The sequence below is a fragment of the Marinobacter sp. genome (assembly GCF_040882185.1).
GTDB lineage: Bacteria > Pseudomonadota > Gammaproteobacteria > Pseudomonadales > Oleiphilaceae > Marinobacter.
Genome location: NZ_JBBEBW010000003.1, coordinates 71,048 through 88,683, shown reverse-complemented (window position 1 = coordinate 88,683; position 17,636 = coordinate 71,048). Strand labels below are relative to the sequence as shown.

Annotated in this window: 20 protein-coding genes and 1 pseudogene; 15 read left to right on the top strand and 6 right to left on the bottom strand. The window is 53.9% G+C overall.

The features are described 5' to 3' along the window. Positions 1-82: 82 nt before the first annotated feature. Positions 83-1,258 (top strand): fatty acid desaturase, encoded by a 1,176-nt coding sequence (locus WEB64_RS04045; protein ID WP_368061640.1) that lies wholly within the window; start codon positions 83-85, stop codon positions 1,256-1,258. 48 nt (positions 1,259-1,306) lie between these two features. Here the strand turns inward: WEB64_RS04045 and rsmD are convergent, their stop codons facing one another. Then, positions 1,307-1,924, bottom strand: a complete 618-nt coding sequence (gene rsmD, locus WEB64_RS04040) for a 16S rRNA (guanine(966)-N(2))-methyltransferase RsmD (protein WP_368061641.1) — start codon at positions 1,922-1,924, stop codon at positions 1,307-1,309. Between the two features lie 140 nt (positions 1,925-2,064). Here rsmD and ftsY point away from each other — a divergent pair, with 140 nt between their 5' ends. The 6 genes from ftsY (at position 2,065) to WEB64_RS04010 (ending at position 8,579) form a co-directional block, all read left to right on the top strand. Continuing rightward, complete coding sequence (gene ftsY, locus WEB64_RS04035) at positions 2,065-3,285, top strand: signal recognition particle-docking protein FtsY (RefSeq protein WP_368061642.1); 1,221 nt, start codon at positions 2,065-2,067, stop codon at positions 3,283-3,285. Positions 3,286-3,294: 9 nt separating this feature from the next. Next, positions 3,295-3,996, top strand: a complete 702-nt coding sequence (gene ftsE, locus WEB64_RS04030; protein WP_368061643.1) for a cell division ATP-binding protein FtsE — start codon at positions 3,295-3,297, stop codon at positions 3,994-3,996. After that, on the top strand, positions 3,989-5,020 hold the full coding sequence (gene ftsX / locus WEB64_RS04025) for a permease-like cell division protein FtsX (protein ID WP_368061644.1): 1,032 nt from the start codon (positions 3,989-3,991) through the stop codon (positions 5,018-5,020). Before ftsE ends, ftsX begins: the two co-directional genes overlap by 8 nt. 194 nt (positions 5,021-5,214) lie before the next feature. Beyond that, positions 5,215-6,075 carry an RNA polymerase sigma factor RpoH gene (gene rpoH / locus WEB64_RS04020; protein WP_368061645.1) on the top strand — a complete coding sequence of 287 codons (861 nt, stop codon included), beginning with the start codon at positions 5,215-5,217 and terminating at the stop codon, positions 6,073-6,075. Between the two features lie 352 nt (positions 6,076-6,427). Beyond that, positions 6,428-7,108, top strand: a complete 681-nt coding sequence (locus tag WEB64_RS04015; protein ID WP_368061646.1) for a winged helix-turn-helix domain-containing protein — start codon at positions 6,428-6,430, stop codon at positions 7,106-7,108. Beyond that, positions 7,095-8,579, top strand: a complete 1,485-nt coding sequence (locus WEB64_RS04010; protein WP_368061647.1) for a sensor histidine kinase — start codon at positions 7,095-7,097, stop codon at positions 8,577-8,579. The genes WEB64_RS04015 and WEB64_RS04010 overlap by 14 nt, the downstream gene beginning before the upstream one ends. Here the strand turns inward: WEB64_RS04010 and WEB64_RS04005 are convergent. Next, the gene (locus WEB64_RS04005; protein ID WP_368061648.1) at positions 8,576-8,845 is read right to left on the bottom strand and encodes a hypothetical protein; all 270 of its coding nucleotides are present in this window, start codon (positions 8,843-8,845) and stop codon (positions 8,576-8,578) included. The genes WEB64_RS04010 and WEB64_RS04005 overlap by 4 nt on opposite strands. A gap of 335 nt (positions 8,846-9,180) precedes the next feature. Between WEB64_RS04005 and greB the strand changes: the two genes are divergently transcribed. Next, complete coding sequence (gene greB / locus WEB64_RS04000) at positions 9,181-9,714, top strand: transcription elongation factor GreB (protein WP_368061649.1); 534 nt, start codon at positions 9,181-9,183, stop codon at positions 9,712-9,714. 36 nt (positions 9,715-9,750) lie between these two features. Here greB and WEB64_RS03995 read toward each other — a convergent pair whose 3' ends face one another. Both WEB64_RS03995 and WEB64_RS03990 read right to left on the bottom strand, forming a co-directional pair. Further along, entirely contained in the window at positions 9,751-10,062 is a 312-nt protein-coding gene (locus tag WEB64_RS03995) for a site-specific integrase (protein WP_368061650.1), read from the bottom strand. A gap of 142 nt (positions 10,063-10,204) precedes the next feature. Then, positions 10,205-10,471, bottom strand: a complete 267-nt coding sequence (locus tag WEB64_RS03990; protein WP_368061651.1) for an acyl-CoA-binding protein — start codon at positions 10,469-10,471, stop codon at positions 10,205-10,207. A 715-nt stretch (positions 10,472-11,186) separates the two neighbouring features. Here WEB64_RS03990 and WEB64_RS03985 point away from each other — a divergent pair. The 5 genes and pseudogenes from WEB64_RS03985 to WEB64_RS03965 form a co-directional block, all read left to right on the top strand. Next, a complete protein-coding gene (locus WEB64_RS03985) occupies positions 11,187-11,738 on the top strand; it encodes a hypothetical protein (RefSeq protein ID WP_368061652.1) in 552 nt (183 codons plus the stop codon). Positions 11,739-11,830: 92 nt separating this feature from the next. Then, positions 11,831-12,148, top strand: a complete 318-nt coding sequence (locus WEB64_RS03980; RefSeq protein WP_368061653.1) for a DUF2511 domain-containing protein — start codon at positions 11,831-11,833, stop codon at positions 12,146-12,148. Between the two features lie 79 nt (positions 12,149-12,227). Next, on the top strand, positions 12,228-12,785 hold the full coding sequence (locus tag WEB64_RS03975) for an SH3 domain-containing protein (RefSeq protein WP_368061654.1): 558 nt from the start codon (positions 12,228-12,230) through the stop codon (positions 12,783-12,785). A gap of 337 nt (positions 12,786-13,122) precedes the next feature. After that, positions 13,123-13,866, top strand: coding sequence for a hypothetical protein (locus WEB64_RS03970; protein WP_368061655.1), 744 nt, complete (start codon positions 13,123-13,125; stop codon positions 13,864-13,866). Positions 13,867-14,006: 140 nt separating this feature from the next. Next, positions 14,007-14,302, top strand: a pseudogene (locus WEB64_RS03965) (transposase); the annotation flags it as partial. Positions 14,303-14,339: 37 nt separating this feature from the next. On the opposite strand, the gene WEB64_RS03960 reads toward WEB64_RS03965, so the two are convergent. Beyond that, on the bottom strand, positions 14,340-14,738 hold the full coding sequence (locus WEB64_RS03960; protein WP_368061656.1) for a GFA family protein: 399 nt from the start codon (positions 14,736-14,738) through the stop codon (positions 14,340-14,342). A 327-nt stretch (positions 14,739-15,065) separates the two neighbouring features. On the opposite strand from WEB64_RS03960, the gene WEB64_RS03955 reads away from it, so the two are divergent. Continuing rightward, positions 15,066-15,941 carry a DNA ligase gene (locus WEB64_RS03955; protein WP_368061657.1) on the top strand — a complete coding sequence of 292 codons (876 nt, stop codon included), beginning with the start codon at positions 15,066-15,068 and terminating at the stop codon, positions 15,939-15,941. 69 nt (positions 15,942-16,010) lie between these two features. On the opposite strand, the gene WEB64_RS03950 is transcribed toward WEB64_RS03955, so the two are convergent. Beyond that, positions 16,011-16,709, bottom strand: coding sequence for an SDR family oxidoreductase (locus WEB64_RS03950; RefSeq protein WP_368061658.1), 699 nt, complete (start codon positions 16,707-16,709; stop codon positions 16,011-16,013). A gap of 198 nt (positions 16,710-16,907) precedes the next feature. On the opposite strand from WEB64_RS03950, the gene WEB64_RS03945 reads away from it, so the two are divergent. Next, complete coding sequence (locus tag WEB64_RS03945; protein ID WP_368061659.1) at positions 16,908-17,636, top strand: spermidine synthase; 729 nt, start codon at positions 16,908-16,910, stop codon at positions 17,634-17,636.

Genomic DNA, 17,636 nt, shown 5'->3' with positions numbered 1-17,636 from the left:
TGACAAGATTAAAGTGTTAGAGTGGCAAGAATAAACTGCGCAGGTCACGTTGGCCGGATTGTTGAATCTGAGGGTATTGTCTATGTGGTATAACGGTCTTCTGGACCTTTCGGTGTTACAGTTGGTGCTTGTAGCCCTTGGTATGACTCACGTCACCATCATCAGTGTAACGCTCTATCTTCATCGGCATTCCGCCCACAACTCGCTGGATCTGCATCCGGTGCTGTCGCATTTTTTCCGGTTCTGGCTCTGGTTTACCACCAGCATCATCACCAAAGAGTGGACCGCGATTCACCGGAAGCACCACGCGACCTGTGAAACCGAGAATGATCCCCATAGCCCGATGGTCAAAGGCATCCGTAAGGTGGTTTTCGAAGGTGCTGAACTTTACGCCGAGGCTGCTACGCCAGAGACGCTTGAGCGCTACGGCCAGCGCACCCCGCAGGACTGGATCGAGCGCAACGTTTACACCAAACACAACAACCTCGGTATTGTGTTGCTGGCGATCATCAATCTGGCGCTGTTTGGCGTTCACGGCATCTGGATCTGGGCGGTGCAGATGATGTGGATTCCGGTCTGGGCTGCCGGTGTGATCAATGGCATCGGTCACTATTTCGGTTACCGTAACTTTGAATGCGCCGATAATGCCCGCAACATCGTGCCCTGGGCAATTTTCATCGGCGGCGAAGAACTGCATAACAATCACCATACCTATCCGAACTCGTCCAAACTGTCCCGTCGCTGGTATGAGGTGGATATTGGCTGGGGTTATATCCGCATGTTCCAGCTGTTTGGCATGGCAAAACCGAAAGGTTATCGCCCGATTGCCCACTCGGTGCCGGGTAAACAGGCGTTGGATGTCGAAACCGTCCAGGCCATCGCCAACAATCGGTTCGATATCATGCGCCAGTATCGCAAGCGGGTGATGGAGCCGGTTCTACTGCAGCAACGGAGTTTGATGGAAGATGAGATCAAACCCCGTTATCGCAAGCTTCGCAAACTGTTGTCCAGGGAAGTTACCCTGATCCCCGAGACCGACCGCCAGCATCTTGATTCGGTACTGGAAAACAACCCGGTATTGCGGCAGATCTATGACAAGAGTCATGAGTTGCAGGCGATCTGGCGTCGTCGCGGTGTGAAGCCGCAGGAAAAGCTGCAGGCGTTGATGGATTGGTGTAAAGACGCGGAAGCCAGTGGCATTCGCTACCTTGAGGATTTCGCTACGCACCTGAAATCCTACTCGCTTCGACCGGCCTGATTCAGGCCCATAAAAACCCCACTTCGGTGGGTTTTTTTTCGCCACGGCTCAGGCGTCTGCGGGCTTGTCGTTCACGCGGAACAGATTATAGGCCACCTGGCCTGCGATTTTCTGGCGATGCAGCTGCCACGAGGCTGGCACAGTGGGGGTAGTAACCTCGCTTTCGTGCTCGACGTAAATCCAGCCTCCAGGTCGCACCCAGCCGTTTTTTGCGATCACCGGGAACAGCTTTTCCAGCCAGCCTTCCCGAAACGGGGGGTCCATGAAGATGATATCAAACGCATGGCTGGCAGGCTGGGAAAGAAACTGGTCTGCGGACTGGCATACCACCTGACCCCTGGTGGATTTCAGTACTTGCAGATTATCTTTGAGAGCTTTGATCAGCGCAGGAGTATGATCCACCAGCGTGACGTCGGCGGCGCCCCGAGACAGAGCTTCAAGCCCTAGCGCACCGCTGCCCGCGAACAGGTCCAGGCAGTGGCTGCCTGCCAGATGGAAATTCAGCCAGTTAAACAGGGTTTCCCGGGTGCGCGCTGGCGTGGGACGCACGCCGCCAGCATCCGGGAAGGCTAGCTTCCTGCTGCGCCAATCACCGCCGATAATGCGAAGTTCACCGGCTGAGGGCCATTGGCCGGGGCGTTGTGGCGCGGTTTTCTTACGGCCCATGGGATGCAGGCTCCGGCTTCGTTCTGATGGCTCAATGTGTGGATGGTAGCGGAAAACACTGCGTACCATAAGGCACAGGTTTGGACGGTGCCACCCCAGGTCGCTAGAATGACCGCTCTCTTTTTACCGAGTAAGTAATCATGATGGCAGAATGGATCACAATTGGCGTATTGGTGCTGCTGGCACTGATGTTTGTTCTGGATATCGCCAGCAACCGCAAGCGAGTGCCACGCCCGGCCCCGGTACCCCAGCGTAAGCTCGAATCAGCACCGGTCGACGAGCCAAAGGATGAGGAAGCGGTACCTGTACAGAAGGCTCCGCCAGAGGATGCGGTCGAGGAGGCACCGGCGCCGCCTGTTGAGGCCGAGCCCGAGTTGGTCGAAAAACCAACGGCGCCGGTTCCACCGCCTGAACCGGTGCCTGAGCCGGAACCAGAACCCGCCGCCAGTGTGTTCCAGCGTATTCGTAGCGGCCTTGGCAAGACCCGGGCAAATCTGACATCCGGCCTGTCGGATCTGCTGTCCGGCGGCAAAACGGTTGATGAAGACCTGCTTGAAGAGATCGAGACCACCCTGCTGATGGCCGATGTTGGTGTGACTGCTACGTCGGAGATTATCGAATCCCTTACGGCAAAGCTGGAGCGCAAACAGCTTAAGGATGGTGACGCCCTGAGGCAGGCACTGAAGGAAGAGTTGCGAAGCTTGCTGGCGAACTCATCGCAGCCATTGGACCTGACCACCGAGAAAAAGCCCTATGTCATTCTGATGGTGGGCGTTAATGGTGTTGGCAAGACCACTACGATCGGCAAGCTCGCCAAGCACTTTCAGGCGGATGGCAAGTCGGTGATGCTGGCGGCTGGCGATACGTTCCGGGCGGCGGCAGTGGAGCAGCTGCAGGTTTGGGGTGATCGCAACAAAGTGCCTGTGATCGCGCAGCATACCGGCGCAGATAGTGCATCGGTCATCTTTGACGCCGTGCAGTCGGCGGCTGCCCGCAATATTGACGTGGTGATCGCCGATACCGCCGGGCGCTTGCAGAACAAAGACAACCTGATGAGCGAGTTGCAGAAAGTTGTCCGGGTGATGAAAAAGCTGGACGAGAACGCGCCCCACGAAGTCATGCTGGTGCTGGACGCCGGCACCGGCCAGAACGCCCTGAGTCAGGCCCAGGTGTTTCAGCAGGCGGTAGGCGTGAGCGGTATCACACTGACCAAACTCGATGGCACCGCGAAAGGTGGTATCGTATTCGCCATTGCACGCCAGTTGCAGTTACCTATCCGCTATATTGGTGTGGGCGAACAGGTGGATGATCTCCGTTCATTTGATGCTGAAACCTTTGTAAACGCACTGTTTGATGAGTAGTCGGGCTTCATGATCGAGTTTCAGCAGGTCAGCAAACGCTATGATGATGACCACACTGCACTCCGGCAGATTAATTTCAGCCTGGGCCGCGGTGAAATGGCGTTTCTGACCGGTCACTCCGGTGCCGGTAAAAGTACCCTGCTGAAACTGATCATGCTGATGGAACGTCCAAGCGCCGGCCATGTCATCGTGGGCGGTCAGCTGCTCAACAAGATGCCCCGCCGCCAGGTACCCTACATTCGTCGTCATGTCGGTGTGGTCTTCCAGAATCACCATTTGCTGTTTGATCGCACGGTGTTTGACAACGTCGCCATGCCCCTGGAAGTCATGGGAACCCCGTCCCGGGATATCGGTCGACGGGTCAGGGCGGCCCTGGATAAAGTCGGGCTGCTTACCAAAGAACGAATGAACCCGATGCAGTTGTCTGGTGGGGAGCAGCAACGAGTGGGTATTGCACGCGCTGTGGTCAACAAACCTCCGGTGCTGCTGGCAGATGAGCCCACCGGTAACCTGGACCCGGCCCTGTCGGCGGACATTATGCAGTTGTTCCAGCAGTTCAGTCAGGTCGGGGTCACAGTGCTGATTGCCAGCCACGACATCGCCCTGATCAATGACATGAACCGTCGCACACTCGTACTCGACGGTGGCCGGTTGATACGCGGCGGAGATTTGCCCGCCGCAGAAGACCAGCGAGAGGTGCTTCGTGGCTAACAGACCAGCGCCAGCACCGAAAACGAAACCGCCAAAATCTGGCAGCGGGCGTGCAGGACCAGCAGCAGCCCGGGGCGCCAAGCGATCGAAGACCCCGATGAGAGAGTTGCTGGACAGTTATTTCTCGCATCATCGCAAAGTGGCGAAAGACAGCGCCCGGAGGCTCTGGCGAACGCCGGTGGCAAGCCTGATGACCTGGACGGTGATGGGTGTGGCGCTAGCCCTGCCGGTAGGGCTGTTATTATTGCTGACCAGTCTGCAGGGCGTCAGCGCTGGCTGGGAAAGTGCAGCCCGGGTGACGGTTTACCTTGAGGATCACCTGTCTTTGGAGGATGCTGGTCGGCTGCGTGTCGATATAGGTGCCCGCGGTGATGTGTCCGAGGTGGAGTTGATTGATAAATCGGCCGCCCTGGAAGAGTTTCGCGTGTCATCTGGGCTGAAAGACGCGCTGGATTACCTGGATGAAAACCCTTTGCCCCACACCTTGCTGGCAACGCCTGCAGAGGGCTCCCGTACGGAAGCGGGGATGACGGCATTGGTGGACGCCCTGGAGCAGACCGGCGGCGTGGCGCAAGTGCAGGTTGACCTGGGCTGGCTCCAACGACTGGCTGCCATCACTGAAGTGCTCGGGCGCGGTGTCTGGGCATTGGGCGCGTTGCTTGCCGTTGCGGTGATTCTGGTCATCGGTAACACCATCCGGTTGGCTATTGAGAGCCGACGGGAGGAGATCCTGGTGGCGAAGCTGGTGGGCGGTACCGATGCGTTTGTCCGCCGGCCCTTTCTCTATACCGGGTTATGGTTCGGGTTTGGCGGGGGCGTGGTTGCATTCGTTTTATTGCAACTGACACTTTGGTTTCTCAGCGAACCGGTTGAACGGCTGGCGGGGTTGTACCGTAGCAATTTTGCACTAAGCGGCCTGTCGTTTGAGGGCACAGTGGCGTTGATCGCTGCTGCTGTACTGTTTGGCTGGCTTGGTGCCTGGCTGGCGGTAAAACGGCACCTGGACGCGATAGAGCCCGGTTGATCGCTTGTTGTGGAAACACCGTATTGTGTTGCAGGTGTCAAAAAGCTTAGGTTAAAGAAACATAACGTTTACCAGTGAATTTAATCAGGTAGCTGATTTAAAAGGTTTAATTTTCGGCTTCGGAATTTTGCAGGGTCTTGGCGGTCAAAGATTTAGTTGATATATTATCTGGCCTCCATGCACGGGAGAAAGACATGAATACGAGCTTACAGTTAGCTGATCGACTGGTTCCAGGCGCGAATCTTGAAGCCTACATTCAGGCTGCGAGCCATATACCTGTTCTCACCGCAGATGAGGAGCGCAGCCTTGCTGAGCGGCTTCATTATGAAGGTGACGTAGAGGCAGCCAGGCATCTTGTCTTGTCCCACCTCCGCTTTGTCATCCATATTGCGCGCAGTTATTCCGGCTATGGGCTGGCGCAGGCTGACTTGATTCAGGAAGGCAACGTCGGCCTGATGAAAGCAGTCAAACGGTTTAATCCGGAGTACGGTGTGCGTCTGGTATCTTTCGCGGTGCATTGGATCAAGGCAGAAATTCACGAGTTTATCCTGCGTAACTGGCGCATTGTAAAAGTCGCCACGACTAAGGCCCAGCGTAAGCTGTTTTTCAATCTGCGCAGCCAGAAGAAGCGCCTGGCCTGGTTGAGTCACGATGAACTCAATGCGGTCGCTGCAGATCTTGGTGTTGAGCCACGGGTAGTACGTGAAATGGAAGGCCGGTTGGCATCCCATGACACCGCCTTTGATGGCCCGATGGATGACGATGATGATAGTGCTTATCAGGCCCCTGCCCATTACCTGCAGGACCATCGCGGTGATCCGGCGACTCAGCTTGAGCAATCCGACTGGACGGAAGATTCCAACGGCCGCCTGATGACAGCGCTGGATAATCTTGACGAACGTAGCCAGGACATCCTGCGCGAGCGCTGGCTGACAGACAGCAAATCTACCCTTCATGATCTGGCTGACAAGTATGGTGTGTCTGCCGAGCGTATCCGTCAGCTTGAAAAGAACGCCATGAAGAAGATCAAGAACCAGATGGTGGAAGTGGCCTGAGCAACGGCGTCCAGACCATTGTAAGGGTGATCGCAGTCACCGAAAACGCCACTGGGTGTTCTACGCTGGTGGCGTTTTTGTTCCTGCCCGCGACGGAGGTTCCCAGCCAGGCAACAGAAACTTCCCATGTCGCTTTTCAATGAGTATTTGGCGTTACCGGCCAACGGGCACAGCGACGCCGATCACAGTGCATTATTACTGGAACTTGAGCCTATCAACGGTGTGCGGTTATAGTGACCGTCGCCATTGGCGACACCCTCTTACAAGATCGTAACTGGCCCGCAGGCGAAGTTCACCTTACTCTGGTCAGAGAATATCACCTCGAACAACTGGTTAATCGGGAGGCTCACCGGTGAAAGCACTGGTAATAGAAGACGATCAGGATGTTGCAACCTATCTCATCAAGGGGCTGAAAGAGTCCGATTTTGTGGTGGATCACGCGGCCGATGGCAAAGACGGCCTGATGATGGCTGCCAGTGAAGAGTACGACATCATGATTGTTGACCGTATGCTGCCTGGTATGGACGGTCTGGCCATAATCAAGACTGTCAGGGCCACCGGCAACCAGGTTCCTATACTTATCCTCAGCGCCCTGGGTGATGTCGATGACCGGGTGGAAGGTCTGCGCGGGGGCGGTGATGACTATCTGACCAAGCCTTTCTCGTTTACCGAGTTACTGGCGCGTATTGAATCCCTGGTACGCCGCAACCGCCAAACGGCGGAAACCGAAACCGTACTCAAAGTAGCGGACCTGGAAATGGACCTGCTTGCCCGCACGGTTAAACGTGCCGGGCATAACATTGATGTCCAGCCCCGGGAGTTCCGACTGCTCGAATATCTCATGCGGAATGCCGGGCAGGTCGTGACAAGAACCATGCTGCTGGAAAAAGTATGGGACTATCATTTTGATCCCCAGACCAATGTGATCGATGTTCACATCAGCCGTCTGCGAGCAAAGATCGACAAGGAATTCGAAACGCCGCTACTTCAAACTATCCGGGGCGCTGGGTACATGTTGCGTGAAACTGCTTAGCCAGTTAAAAACGTCATCCTTTCAGCTTGCTCTGCTGTACATGGTGGTGTTCGCGACATCAGTCTTCCTGCTGTTGGCGTTCATTTATTGGCGTACAGCTGGTTTTATGACCGCCCAGACAGACGAAACCATTGAGGCGGAGATTGCGGGTCTTGCCGAACAATATCGCGGTCGGGGCATTAACGGTCTGATCACCGTGATCAGAGAGCGTGTCGCCCGTGATCCCAATGCAAAATCCATCTACCTGTTCACAACCGATGACTACCTCAAGCTGGCGGGCAATATCGCGACCTGGCCGAAAGAGGCTCAGTCCCAGAGCGGCTGGATAAATTTCACACTGGATGAAAGCGTCGGTTGGGTTGGCCCGAAGCGAATTGCCCGCGCCAGGATTTTTGAGGTGCAGGGTGGCTTGCGCCTCCTCGTGGGCCGTGATGTAGACGATCTTGCAACGCTTAAACAGCTGATCGAAACCGCTATCAACTGGGGTATGGGCATCACGCTCGCTCTGGCGCTGCTCGGTGGCTACATGATGAGCCGCAGCACCACCCGCCGCATTGAAGTAATCAACAACACCTCCCGCAAGATTATGGGCGGCCATTTGTCGCTGCGAATTCCCACCCGTGGGACGGACGATGATTTTGATCAGTTGGCAGAAAATCTGAACCAGATGCTCGACCGGATCGTTTACCTGATGGAAGGTATTCGTCATGTGTCGGACAGCATTGCCCACGACCTTCGCACCCCCCTTACCCGACTGCGGAACCAGCTTGAAAATACGCTGATGTCGGTCGATAACGATGAGGCCAGAGAACAGGCCGGTCGCGCAGTGGCAGAGGCAGATCAACTGCTCGCAACCTTTAACGCGTTACTTCGAATTGCCCGTCTTGAGACCCGAGGAAGCGCCGCTGACATGAAGCAGGTTTCGTTGGGGCTGTTGGTGAATGATGCCTGTGAACTCTACGAGGCAGTGGCGGAGGATAAACAGCAGAAGTTCCGCCACGATGTGGATGACCAGGTGATGATTGAAGGCGACCGTGATCTGTTGTTCCAGATGGTCAGCAACCTGATCGACAACGCTATCAAATACACGCCGGAGGAGGGTGGAATCTCTGTCGCTGTAAGAATGGACGGCAGTGAAGCGATATTTGAAGTCAGCGACAGTGGTATCGGAATACCGGATGAAGAGAAAGATCAGGTGTTCCAACGGTTTTACCGAGTGGGTAAAAGCCGCTCATTGCCCGGTAACGGTTTGGGATTAAGCTTGGTGAGCGCGGTTGCCGAAATTCACAAGGGCCAGATTGCGCTAACTGACAGTCACCCCGGCGCTGAGAGACCGGGGCTGACAATACAGATTCGTATGCCGGGCTACCGTCCCGACAACAAGCGCATAAAAGCTGCTGCTACCAAGACGGCAGCGGATGCCAGTGAGGATAACAAAGAGGCCTCACCAGCAGAAAGTACCCCTCGTTAGGCGGATTTTCCGCGCTTGAGGAATGGGGCCAAAAGGCGCTCCGCTCTGCCTTCCACGGAGTGAATCAGAGCCTCGACGCTCGACTTTCGGCGCTCAAAGCGCACTTGCAAACTGTCCCATTCCCCTTCCAGATGTTTCTGCTCAGCCATTACAAAGGCCGCGAGATTGTGGCGGTTTACCTTGCCGGTAATGCCGTACTGGTCAAGGGTATAGCCGAGCCTGTCCAGCCCATTCAATGCGGTGTTCAACAGTATTTTAGTGTTCATGGTCAGTACCTTGGCGCGATCAGGATGATTTAAGTGGCAAATTTTAATTACGTTATCGCTAAATTCTAGAATGGGCAACCTAAACCGCGAGCACCAGTGGTTTGCTTATCATGTCTGTACTAACGGTAATCACGCAGCCACTTGTCAGTAATTCGCTCCGTGGATAATACAAGATGAAGGTATATAAGTAAGTGCCTGAAGTTTACAGCCACCCGTGGTTGCTCATCTGAAGAAACTTGCTTAACCCTCCAGCACAGCGCTAGCCTTACCCCGCAATTTGCGGGGTTTTTTTATGCCCGCTTTTTACCTTACCACCAAAGAACGGTAACCAAACCATGGTTGATGCACCCCAGATCCCGAGAGGACGTGCCCGTTACATCACACCGGATGGCGAGCAGGCGTTGCGTAAAGAGCTGACTTACCTCTGGAAAGAAAAGCGACCAGAGGTGACTCAATCCGTGAGGGAAGCCGCCGCACAAGGAGACCGATCTGAAAATGCAGAATACATTTATGGCAAAAAACAGCTACGAGAGATTGATCGACGCATCCGGTTTCTGACCAAGCGACTTGACGAACTGACCGTGGTGACTCGCACGCCCGATGACACCGGACGGGTTTATTTTGGTGCCTGGGTAACCGTCGAGAATGAAGCCGGTGAGGAACAGCGCTATCGCCTTGTGGGGCCTGACGAATTCGATTTGAGTAAGGGTTACCTGAGTGTTGACGCTCCGCTGGCACGAGCTCTGTTAGGCAAACGGTGCGACGACGAAGTGACGGTGCGCACGCCAGACGGAATAGTGAGGTGGGAGATAACCGATATCCATTACGACCCTATTCAAGCCACTGAACAGCACCCCGGGAACACATGACAGGGTTGGCTAGCCTAAACAGACCTGCTCACGGTATCAGCTGGCGGCAAGGCTGGCTTCGCTCTGTTTGTTAAGCACATCCTCATAGAAGAACGTTAACGCCTGGCGAGCCTGATTCAGCCGGGCCCGGGAAACCCATATCCGGTCGCTCAGGTAAGTCAGGAACAACTGCTGGTCATCCTGCCCCAGTGCTTCCGGGCTCTTTAGCCCGTTAAACAATACAAACCGGGTAATCCAGTGCAGGTAAGTTTGCTCGGTCCGCATAGTAAGGCGGTGCTTCTGCATGGCTTCGGTTACCTGCCTTAGCAGGCCAGGCCGGCTTTGTTCCAGCGCTTCGGTAGTGTGCATAATCGATCGTCCTTTTGGCGGAGAGCCGCCATTCTGCATGCAGCTTATGACAGTCTGTTGAATGCGGGCGCAACAGATGCCGTTTTCTTTACTGCTGGCAAATTCCGGTTCATCATTTCAGTGGGTTGGCGGGCGCTTTGGCTCAGCGTGCTTTCATTTCGTTCAGTCGGTCGATGTATTTCTGCATCGCCTCTTCGCTCGACATGCCTTTCACGTTCTCCCAGGCGTCGTACTTCGCGCGACCTACAAAATCCATCATCCCAGGTCGCTTACCGCTAACATCGCCAACGGTGGCCTGTTTATAAAGGCCATAAAATTCCAGTTTCAGGTCATTGGACGGTTTGAAGTCGCCTTCGGCGGACTGGATGTAATTAACGGCTTCGTCGAATCGGGTCTTGAGGTCACTCATGGCACGCTTCCTGTTAGTTGTTAGTGAATTCCGTTAGTCAGATACGAATATTCGCGGATTATATATCCACTGCGGGAAGTCGTCATTGGCCGATTGGACTAATAGCATGAAATATCGGTTACTGTTGCGCCAAATCAAAGAGCACTCAATCAATTCGAGGACAGCCCCGCGCGTTACTACGCTTGGGGCTGTTACGGGTTTCTGCCATGGCGCATCAGGGTGGTCGCTCGCTTGAGTAGAGGTTGAGCCTGTGTCGTGCGGTTTTTCTTCAACAACGAATCGGCCTGGGCGAGATAGGTATCAGCTAACGTGTAATTCTGGATGAGCTACATGAGCGAATGTCTCAACCTAACAGGGCTGCAGCTTGGAATGTGATCTGTACAGGGGGACTTTTCCGTTTGCCGTCTATCTGCGCAGCAACAAAAAAAGCCTGTAAAGATCCCCCACTGTAAAAATGGCCAAAGCGATCGTGATTTTTCAATGAGCACGAAAATTGAGTTTTTATCTATTTAGATCAATTGGTTGTATCGGTAATAAAAAATGGAGATAGTGGCCGCCGCGATCGGTTTAATAGGTGTCAAAGCATGTGATGGGCTAATGAACTTATTGACCTTATTAGGTTTTATGTCTAGCTTTATGTTTATTTTTAATACAGATATGAGTTCCGTGCAAAGTGGTCATGGGGACTCATATACAACCGTTAGGCAAGAGAATAATGGACCAATTCTTCTCTACAGTAATTACAAGTGCATTGGTTGCGACTGTAGCGGGCGCAGCCATAAACGCATGGTGGGAAACTCGTAAAGATAATCACAATGCTCGTTTTGATGCATTAACTGCGGCTATAAGCCTTGAAGGCTATGCAATCGACTGTGCTGACCGGATTTCCGACAATGATCTAGCAGAGCAATCGGGGGGTCACGCGGGCGCATTTATGGGTAGTGTCCCAGAGTTACCAAACCTGTCTATTCCTGCAGGGTTCTTGAGGCCAAAAAAAGCCAAGGTCGCAGACAGGCTAATGATATTCCCTCAAGAAATTCGTCAAGCTGATCAAGTTGCTGCGTTTCAATGGGATGTTACCGCAGACATTTGTGCCGTGCGCGAGACTGCAGTAGCCCAATCGACAAAGGTCGGTTTAAAGGCATTGGACTTAGCTGCGGATCTTCGGAAAGCCTTTAAATTACCAAAACGAACCCTGGTTTTCGGTATTTTCGATGTAAGAAAAACTCTCGAGAAAAACCTGCGCATGGATCAATATGATGCCTAACAAGGCCACGCACGCGACGCCTACTGCATTGCGGCTTCGCCTCCATTCCGTAGCCGCGCATGCTGGCTGGCGTTAAATTCATGGAGAAAGGAATGAGCATCCGTACCACGATAGTTATTGTGGCTTTGTTTACTTTGTCAGGTTGTGGAAAATCTGGCGACTCTGGCCTTGAAGTCTCAAAAGGTGAGTTTGACGGATCATGGCCGTTTACCGTCGACAGTGGAGTTGTTGACTGCTTTGATGGTGAGGCGGCGGTCTTTAAGGCTGAGGGACAGTCCTATCAATTGAATGGATATGCTCGTAGCCGAGGATATGCACCTATAGATCCGATTTGGAAAGATAACCCTGATATTCCGGGGGCTAAAGTGAGTGTGGGTGACATGATCAATTTGGCACTGAAGCAGTGTTGAGAATTTAACCATTCCGTGCAGCCAACGCTCGTGCCTCGCGCGGCCGACTTTTGGCGTTAGGCTTTAAGGAGAAAAAATAATGAGGAACCTTATAATCGCTGTCCTCATTTCTATTATTGCAGCCCCATTTGCGCAGGCAGAAGTAGAATCTGCTGGAGATTATTACGTCACAGCGGACAGGCTAAATGTGCGCTTGGCACCGGATGCATCAGGAAAGGCCACGAACTCTCTTTCTCAACGACAGAAGGTAACGGTGTTCGAAGTTAAAGATGGCTGGGCGAGAATTTCGCGTTACTACGATGGCTCGGTTGAGGCGTTATCAGGAGATGTTGCTCGTTGGGTGTTCGGAAAATATCTCTCCACCGAACGGCCAGCCGAAGCGCCAAATCAGAACTCTCCTATAGCGGTAGCTATTAAGTCATCGGATGATTTCTCAAAATATCGAGGCGTCTTCGTTGCGGCATCAGAACAATTAATCAAGTCGGGCACTTGCAAGCTTGGCGACTTCAAAGAGATGGGTGGCTGGTGGAGCTCAACTAGTTACAAGCCAAAGCCGGTATATTTTACATACTGTGGGGGCATGACGAAGAGTAATCGTGTCTATGTCAATGCAGCAACTGGAGAGACCTTCAGGTAGAGCCTAACCAAGTGTTGCAGTTCGTTCCGGGCCTGGGCCCTCCACCGGGCAGCCTTGTCGCCGCTTCGCTCTGCCCCTGGATTCATAGGATAAGTGCAGTACTTATTCTATGAATCCAGGTGACTACGCGCAGTCGCAACTAGAAGATGAGATATATAAGTCGCCGCCAATACGTCATGAAGTTGAGCTGGACCTTGCATATGTTCAAGGGTCCGGCGCGACAGGTGGAGGGGCTCGAGGTGGAATTTAACAATCGCAGGCACGGCGAGGTCTTTTCCATTGCGGCTTCGCCTCCATTCCAAAGCCGCGTATGCTGCGGGCGTTAAAGGGGGAGCAAATGCGGGCTAAACTGGCTCAGATAGTTCGAGAAGAAAAGTTTCGCAAGAAGCGGATGGCCAAGGTTCAAAGAAGAAGGCATTTGGCTCCCTTATACCGAAAAATGGATAATCAGGGAGTGGTAGTCGGGGAGCTTTGTGCGCTGTGTGGTGTGAACCAAGCCTCTACTCGCGACCACGTTCCTCCCAAAGCTATCTTTCCAAAGCCTTGGCCCGCTTTGATTACCGTGCCCGCTTGTTTTGAGTGCAATAACTCGGCATCCGATCTCGATGACCTCTTTAAGGTCTATCTCAGCATGCACACGGCTGGAAATAATGAGATTGCTAGACAGCTTTTTACTGAGAAAACCGTCCGAACTTTGCGACGAAATCAAAATCTGCTGCAGCGAATACACAAAGAATCGAGGCGTGTTCCCATTCGGAATAAACAGGGTGAACTAGAGTCCCGCTTAGGAGTGCTTTGGGATTCAAATGCACATACGGAAGTGATTGGAAGAACGATCAGGGGGCTCTACTTCCATCACTCAGGCAGTCCACTACCCTCCGATTGCGAGCTGAAAGTTCAATGGTTGCGAGGCGTTCCGGAGGAAATCGTGCCAAAGTTACCCCTGTTCGAAGAACAGGTCATAGGGGAGAACCAAGTTGTCTATAAATATGCAATTGCCCCGGAAGACCCAAGACATTCCCTTTGGCTTTTTGAATTTTATGGTGCTCATTGGGCAAGCGGTTACACGTCGCAAGCTTAGCTTTAACAAGTGCAGGTTGTCGGACTGATACTACGCTGCGCTCCGTACCTGCCGCAACTGCAAGAGTCGAGGCTGTAGAAAAACCCCGAAATCCCCTTCCGGTTTAGTAGGATCACGCAAACGGACAAGAAGCCGTTGACATGTCCCGTTTCAAGCACTACAACTACGATCAGGACGCCATGGTCGTGATCAACTATCGGCAGCTCCACCCGGCACCTTCCGACATGCGGTGCACTACCTGATTGAGCACAAGCTGCATCTATCCGTTTTGCATCCCAAGTATCGCAATGATGACACCGGCCGACTGGCCTACGATCCGGCCATCCTGCTGAAGATTATTCTGTTCGCCTATTCCAAAGACATCACCTCCAGCCGCGAGATGCAGTGGTGCTGCGAGACCAACATCATCTTCAAGGCGTTGTCCTGCGATACCGTCGAGAGTGCTAATTCCTCCCAGCTTCCTGCACACTGGGCTACCCCGGGAACCGCTCAAACTCCGGCAGCTCATGCACATGCTGCATCCAGCTCATTCGTTCTGCAGTCTGTATCTGTATCTCTGGAGGTAACACCTCCGGATCGTCCAGTGTCGCCGTCTGCACATCAACAATCCCAGGCAATATTTCCTCATTTCTATAGAACAGCCCGCTGCCACAATCGGCGCAGAAGCTGCGCATAGCCGTGCCGGAAGAATTGATGGTTTTAGGATCGCCCTGGGTCAGGGTCAGCGAGGCTTCCGGGTACATGGCCCAGGTCACCATTGGTGCGCCAGCGCTGCGTTGGCAGTCACGGCAGTGACATAGCGCCACCGTTTGTGGGGTGCCGGTAACCTGGTAGCGAATGGCGCCGCATAGGCACTGTCCGGAATGGGGCATGACAAGACCTCCTCAGTATTTTATGTTTATCCAAGCATAGCCGTGTTTCGCTGGACCAAAAGGAAATCTGGCAATGTCACTTAGCTGGGTGGTTGCAGGCAGTCTTTTGCAGCTTATGTCGGCCTATCTGGTATTTTTGCTTGCTGTGTTCGCCGGTGGAGTTTTGATCAATGCCCTGTATATGTCCGGGCTAGGCGTCTGGTCATACGCGTGGTGCATCATGACAGCGTTGGCGGTTATAATTTATCTGTTGTTTATTAAGAGGATGAGGTCGAGCTGATCGCTGTTGGGTCTTCATCTTAAAATCAAACTCGCAAAGGAACTGCGATGTATTACTTCTCACCTTGGACCGCGCTGCACCTGCTTTTTCGTTTGTTATCATTCCTTGTCTTGACGATTTCCTTTGGCGTGCACTCTGCTCCCCCGAAGCTACCTCTGGCTGAAGTGTATGAGCAAGGCATTGAACTCAAACACTACTGGGTCAGCGAAAAGCTTGATGGGGTCCGGGCTTACTGGGACGGAAAGCGGTTTCACTCCAAGCAAGGGAATATTTATAACGCGCCCGAGTGGTTCACTGAAGGGTTTCCTGCTTTGGCCATGGATGGTGAACTTTGGATGGGCCGGGGCAGGTTTGCTGAGCTCTCCGGTGCTGTGCGCAAGCAGGTGCCGGTTGATGAAGAGTGGCGGAAGATCCGCTATATGGTGTTTGATTTGCCGGCAAGCAGTCAGCCATTCTCCGGACGCGTGAAGCAGATGCGTACACTATTGGGGTCGTTAAATTCACCCTTTCTGTCGATGGTCGAGCAGCGGTTGGCTGTCTCTCACACCGAGCTCATGACACGATTGGACAAGGTAACGCATGCTGGAGCGGAAGGCCTGATGCTGCACCATGGTGAAAGTCTGTATCGGGCTGGCCGATCCTCGGATGTGCTTAAGGTAAAACGCTACCAGGATGCGGAAGCGGTGGTTGTCGGGTATACCGAGGGCGGGGGGAAATATGAAGGAATGATGGGTGCGCTGGTGGTTAAACTGACGAATGGCCGCCATTTCAAGATCGGCACCGGTTTCAGCGACGCCGAGCGGGCAGCGCCACCTCCAATTAGTGCCGTTGTCACCTATAAATTCTATGGCTTAACGGCCACGGGTCTGCCCCGATTCGCCAGTTTTATGCGTGTTCGGAATGACGAGCCCGGAACGGAGTGAGGGCTGGTTTTACAGTCCCCATACCGTTCACGAGTTAGCGACTATCGGTTATAGCAGCTCTGAAAACTCTTAGTTGTCGTCCTCAATCGGCGGTGTGGGCCGCACCAGTACTTCGTTGACATCCACATGCGCCGGTTGTGACAACGCATACACCACGGCCCGGGCGATATCGTCCGGTTGCAGCGCATTTTTTGGTGTTTCATCGAAGAAGGGTGTGTCCACCATGCCCGGCTCGACCAGGGTTACGCGGATGCCGCTGCCCCGCAGCTCTTCCCGTACGCCATAACCGATGGCTGAAACGGCCCATTTGGTGGCGCTGTACATGGAGCCGGGTATGGTTACGCGTCCAGCAGCGGAGCCGGTCAGTAGCATGTGGCCTCGGCTTTCCCGCAGGGCGGGCAGGCAGTGCTGAACCGTGATGCCCACCCCAAGAATATTGGTGAGGATCATGTCGCGCCAGGTCTCCGGGTCGGCGCCGCTGAAGCCACCGGGAGAACCACCCCGGCCCGCGTTGGCGAACACAGCATTGATTTGGCCGAAGGTTGCCAGGGCTTTTTCCACCATGGCCTTCTGGTCGTCATTGCTTTGCACGTCGCAGCGGGTGGTAAGCACCCGATCACTGCCGCCGAGCTCCTGCTGCAAGCCTTGCAGTTTGTCTTCGGAGCGGGCTGCCAGCACCAAGCGGTAACCCGCTTTGGCGGCTGCTCGTGCGGTAGCGGCACCGATGCCAGAGGATGCGCCGGTGATGAGTAGTACGGGATCTGCCATGTTGTTCTCCCTTTCGATTTGCGGTTGTAGTACCAACAGCTTTAATTACTATGTGTGGTAGCGACTCGGTAGGTAATCAAGGCGGGTTTGCTGTAAAGAACCGCATAGACTGGAACTATCGTCCAATCGTAAACCTGTACCGCAAGAGCTGTTACCATGGCCACTGTTTAAATTCCGTTATCTTCAATAGAGTAAATCATGGGTCTTTTGTTCGAACAGATTGATAGCCAGCCCTCGTCTCTGGGCGAAATTACCTTGCGCCGACGTCGTATCCCCGCCATGGGCAACCGGGATATTTATGAGGTAAAACTGGGCGAAGAGTTCCTGATGTCCAGTATGTTCGTGGAGGCGGAAGTTGCGCTGGCGGACCTGGGGCTGGCGGCTGTGAAAGGTGAAGATCTGAGTGTCGTGGTCGGTGGATTAGGGCTGGGTTACACCGCAGAGGCGGCACTGCGCAGTGATCGGGTGGGGGAGTTGTTGGTGGTGGAAGCCCTGGATACCGTGATTGGCTGGCATCAGCAGGAGAAAGTGCCCCTGGGGCAGACGCTGAACGCTGATCCCCGTTGCCGCTACGTTCATGGCAGCTTTTTCGATCTGGCGGTAGATGAAGGTTCTGGCTTTGATCCAGCCCAGCCCGGCAGGCTGTTTGATGCCATTCTGCTGGATATAGACCATTCGCCACGGGCCCTGCTGAATGACTCCAACGCCAGTTTTTACACCGTGGAAAGTCTGCAGCGCATGGCCCGGCAGTTACGACCTGACGGCGTGTTTGCGCTCTGGTCAAATGATCCGCCGGATGAAGAATTCATGGTTATTCTGAACGAGTTGTTCACCGACACGGCTTCTCACGTAGTGGCGTTCTACAACCCGCTTCAGAACTGCGAATCCACCAACACGGTTTACGTTGGTGTGAACCCTCCGGCTTAA